Raw genomic sequence first — 3,397 nt, 5'->3', positions numbered from 1 at the left:
GGTGAGGATCAAAGTCGGGCTCGCCTGCCAACTTGCCTCGACGAAGCCGCCCAATGTATCACTCGCCCCGCCGGCGCGCCGCATCCGGGTGGGCGCGCCACCGACAAAAGTGAACAGCTCGCGTGTCTCGCCCACCGTGCGCCGCCATTCGCCGCCGATGCGCAGCTCAAGCCCCTCGCCCAGCGGAGGCCGCACCTCGATGCGCGCCCCCAGCCCGGTGGAGGGGACGTTAAATTGGTCAAGGCTCTGCATTGCGGTGGAGCGATCAGCTGACACCGCGGCAAAACTGCTGTCAAAGCTGCGGAGTTGCACATAGCCCAGCGCGCTCCAGCCCCAGCGTCCGCGCCCTACCAGACGCAGACTTGCGTCAGCGCCTTCGTTGTTGTTCTCGCTGAATTCAAAGCCGCGCTCGCGGCTGTCGGCAAAGGCGCGCGCGCTTGCCTGCAGCTCGGTATCCGCGCTGATCGGCGCCACAAAGCGCAACGCCAGCCCAGCCTGCTCATAAACTGCAGCGCGGTCGACCAGACCGCGCTGGCGCGCGATGATCGGCACAAAGCCATCGCCGCGCGCATATTGGGCTGAGATCGACAAACCCCCTGCCCCCAGCGCCTGGGTTGTGCCGAGGCTTGCCTCCAGCGCATTGCGGCTGCCATAAGCGAGATCGCCATAAACGATCGACTGGTCGGGACGGATGCCCGCGCTGTTAAGCTCAATCGTGCCCGCCAGCGCGCCGGGGCCGTCACCGCCAGTGCCACCTCCGCGGCGCACCTGCACCGATGCAAGGTTGAGCGCGTCATAGCCGGGAAAGCTGATCCAGCCGCCGAAGGGATCGGACTGGGGCACGCCATCGAGCAGCATCAGCGCACGGCTCGACGCATTGCCGCCCAGCCCGCGCAGGGTGACGCCCTGGCTGGTCGGATTGGCGCTACGCGCGTCCGACCGACGGAATTGCTGAAGGCCGGGCACGAGACGCAGGGCGTTCTCCAGCCGCTGGCTGGGTTCATTGGCGAGCGTCTGGCCGTCGATGGTCGTGATGCTGTAGGCGCGATCGCCCAGCGGCGCGGCGAGCGGTTCGCCGACGACGGTGATGATCGGGTCGCCCTGCGGTTGCTCGGTTTGGGCATGCGCGGCTGGAATGGTCAGGGCGAACAGCCCCACCAACAGGGACCAGCCGCGATGTGGTGTGGGTAAGGACACTACTATTGAGGTAGTGCTGTGCAACGTCCCTCGACTTCGCTCGGGAACGCGGGAGGTATTTGCCATTTTGTGCGCAACAGACAAGCGATCAATTTTCGCCGGTTCTCGCCGTCTGTCCCGAGCGCAGTCGAGGGACGTATATGCAACCGAGGTCCAGCTAGGAATGTCGTGTCCCTTGCTCATCCTGCAGGCTTGAACTTGTCAGGATGCGCCGCCGCAAACGCCGGAATCGCCTGCAGTTCCGCATCGATCCGCGCCAGCTTTGGATAGGCCGCCATGTCCAGGTCAAACCGCCGCGCATTGGCCGCCTGCGGCACCAGACAGACATCGACCAGATCGGGGCTATCGCCGCCGAACAGCCCGGCATCAGGCGCCTGTTGCTCCAGTGCGGCGAAACCTTCGGCGATCCAGTGGCGATACCAGGTGTCGATGGCGTCCTGCGTCTGGCCCATCACATCCTTCAGATAACGCAGCATCCGCAGGTTGTTGACCGGGTGAATGTCGGCAATGATGATCATCGACTTTGCGACAACGCCCGCGCGCGCCAGCGGATCAGCGGGGATCAAGCGCGGTTCGGGGTGCGTTGCGTCAAGAAAATCGATGATCGCCAGCGATTGCGTCAGGTCCGCCCCGTCAATGCTGAGCATCGGCACAAATCCCTGCGGATTGCGCGCAACATAGTCAGGGGCCTTCTGCCCGCCCGCGACGAGATCGGTTGCAACGCGATCATAGGCGACCGCTTTCAGATGAAGCGCAATTCTCACCCGGTAACTGGCGGAAGAACGCCAGTAATCAAACAGGACAGGCTTGGGCATATGTGTCTCCGTGATCCGGCCACCCGCCGGGGCGGGCACCATATGCGCGAGGTGCGACGATGCAAGGCTTGTTTCAGGAACGCGGATGGCTATGGCTGGTTGCGTGAAAACCCCGGCCATCCTCTTGCTGTTCGCCAAATATCCGCTTCCCGGATACGCCAAAACGCGGCTGATACCGGTGCTGGGCGAAGCGGGCGCGGCAGCTTTGCATCGTACACTTGCAGAGCGCACAATCGCGACGTTGAAGGAAAGTGGCGCACCGGTCGAAGTCCGCTATGCCGGGGCAGACGAGGCGACAATGCGCGCTTGGCTTGGGCCAGAGATTGCGTTGGTTGCGCAGGTCGAAGGCGATCTCACCGCACGATTGATCGATGCCGCACGACCCGGTCCGCATATCTTTTTCGGCGCAGACACACCCGATCTGGCGGTGGCCCATGTGCATGCTGCGATCGCAGCGTTAGCCAGTCACGATGTCGTCATCGGGCCTGCGGAAGACGGCGGCTATTATCTCATCGGCATGGCGACCGCCCGGCCCGAATTGCTGACCAACATGCCGTGGAGCACCGACCAGGTATTCCGCGAAACAATGCAGCGGTGCGCTGATCTTGGCCTCAGCGTCGCATTGCTGGAGGCACTGGCCGATTGCGACCGGCCCGAAGACCTGGCGCGCTGGCCCAATCTGATGGCAAAGGCATGACAACGGTCACGCTGTTGATCCCTGCCCTGAACGAGGAAAAGGCGCTGCCCGCAACGATTGCCAATGTCGCCGCGCTCGATCCGCAACCCGATGACATATTGCTGGTGGACGGCGGAAGCGATGATGCGACGTGCGCATTGGCGCAAGCTGCGGGCTGGCGCGTATTGGCATCACCCGCCAAGGGGCGCGGTCCGCAGATCAACTTTGGTGTCGATCAGGCGCTTGGCGATCTGGTGTGCATTCTCCATGCCGACAGCTTACTGCCCGCCGATGCAGTATCCCATATTCGCAATGTGATGGCCGACCCAAAAATCGCACTGGCGACCTTCCTCCCGATCATCCGCGGGCAAAAGCTGCGCTGGTTTACCACTGCACACAATTGGTGGAAGACCTATTACCCCATCGTCACCCACCCGCACCTGTTCGTGCGCGGCGTGCGCCTGCTTTTCGGTGACCATGCAATGTTCTTCCGCCGCAGCGATTATCAGCGCATCGGCGGCATCCCGGCCGACGCGACGATCATGGAGGAGGCCGACCTGTGCATTGGCTTTGCGCGAATCGGCAAGCTGAAGATGACACGCAAGCCGGTGATCACATCGGACCGCCGCATCGCCGCCTGGGGGCCGCTGAAGGCGAACTACATTTACCTCAAGGTGGGGTTGGCTTGGACATTCGGCCTGCGACACCG

4 protein-coding genes are annotated in these 3,397 nt (G+C 63.3%); 2 read left to right on the top strand and 2 right to left on the bottom strand.

The genetic code is table 11. From position 1 onward, the window contains the following. The coding region (locus ACEW8G_RS11610; RefSeq protein WP_373488578.1) for a TonB-dependent receptor plug domain-containing protein at positions 1–1,158 on the bottom strand (1,158 nt) is incomplete at its 3' end. 218 nt (positions 1,159–1,376) lie between these two features. After that, complete coding sequence (gene maiA, locus ACEW8G_RS11605; protein WP_373488577.1) at positions 1,377–2,012, bottom strand: maleylacetoacetate isomerase; 636 nt, start codon at positions 2,010–2,012, stop codon at positions 1,377–1,379. 103 nt (positions 2,013–2,115) lie between these two features. Here maiA and ACEW8G_RS11600 point away from each other — a divergent pair, with 103 nt between their 5' ends. Together ACEW8G_RS11600 and ACEW8G_RS11595 are read left to right on the top strand one after the other, a co-directional pair. Then, positions 2,116–2,709, top strand: coding sequence for a TIGR04282 family arsenosugar biosynthesis glycosyltransferase (locus ACEW8G_RS11600; RefSeq protein ID WP_373488576.1), 594 nt, complete (start codon positions 2,116–2,118; stop codon positions 2,707–2,709). Then, the coding region (locus ACEW8G_RS11595) for a glycosyltransferase (RefSeq protein WP_373488575.1) at positions 2,706–3,397 on the top strand (692 nt) is incomplete at its 3' end. The genes ACEW8G_RS11600 and ACEW8G_RS11595, both read left to right, overlap by 4 nt.

Source organism: Blastomonas sp. (genome assembly GCF_041747255.1).
Lineage (GTDB): Bacteria > Pseudomonadota > Alphaproteobacteria > Sphingomonadales > Sphingomonadaceae > Blastomonas.
This window is presented reverse-complemented; position numbering and strand designations above follow the sequence as displayed.